This window comes from Mycobacterium sp. E802 (assembly GCF_001666875.1).
GTDB lineage: Bacteria > Actinomycetota > Actinomycetes > Mycobacteriales > Mycobacteriaceae > Mycobacterium.
This window is the reverse complement of record NZ_LZJD01000166.1, coordinates 1-853: the sequence shown is the minus strand read 5'-3', so window position 1 is coordinate 853 and position 853 is coordinate 1. Positions and strand designations below refer to the sequence as shown.

Below are 853 nucleotides of genomic sequence, written 5' to 3'. Positions count from 1 at the left end.
GGGCGATGAGTGCTTCGGGGGATCGGAATCCGAATGCGATCCGGGTCAGGAGACGGATTTTGGTGTTGGTCGATTCGATCAGCGCGTTGGACATGTTGTGTTCGAGAGCGGCGTCGATCGCCCCTCGGTGGCGTTTGATCTTTGCGCCCAACTCCACGAACGCCGGGATACGGCATCGCCGCGCCCAGCTAAGCCATCGCTCCAGTGCTTGTTTGCCTTCGTCGCCTTTGACTGAAAACACGTGGCGTAGGCCTTCTTTGAGCAGATACGCACGATGCAGACGAGGCTCGGTCTTGGCGATCCAGGCCAGTTTCGCGGTCTGATGTTCGGTGAGATCTTCGGGGTTCTTCCATAGCGCATAGCGGGCATTCTTAAGCGCCCGGGCCCGCTCAAGACCGGGCCGCGGTGCGACATCTTTGGCAGGCCGGCCACGACCCCACTTGGGCTCGGTACGGGCCAACGCCCGCGCATCGTTCCAGGCCCGGCGCCGCTCCACATCCAATGCCTCGGTGGCCCAGGCCACCACATGAAACGGGTCGGCACACCGGATCGCCTGTGGGCACCGTGCAGCGACCACATCGGCGATCCAATCGGCGGCATCGGCAGACACGTGGGTGATTTGGGCGCACCGCTGTGCGCCCAGGGCATCGAAGAATCGGCCCAACGTGGCGGTGTCTCGGCCAGGCGCGGCCCACACGAGCCGGCCGCTGTCGTGATCAACCACCACCGTCAGGTACTTGTGGTGACGCTTGTAGGAGATCTCGTCAATCCCGATCCGCCGCAGATCAGCGAACCTGTCAAAGGTCTTCTCGGTGTCGGCCCACACCCGGGCCACAATCGCCCCAACCGTGCG

At 63.7% G+C, this 853-nt stretch carries 1 protein-coding gene; it reads right to left on the bottom strand.

All coding sequences use genetic code 11. The annotated features are described in order from the left end of the window. The coding region (locus A5699_RS24760; protein WP_067775353.1) for an ISL3 family transposase at positions 1-853 on the bottom strand (853 nt) is incomplete at both ends.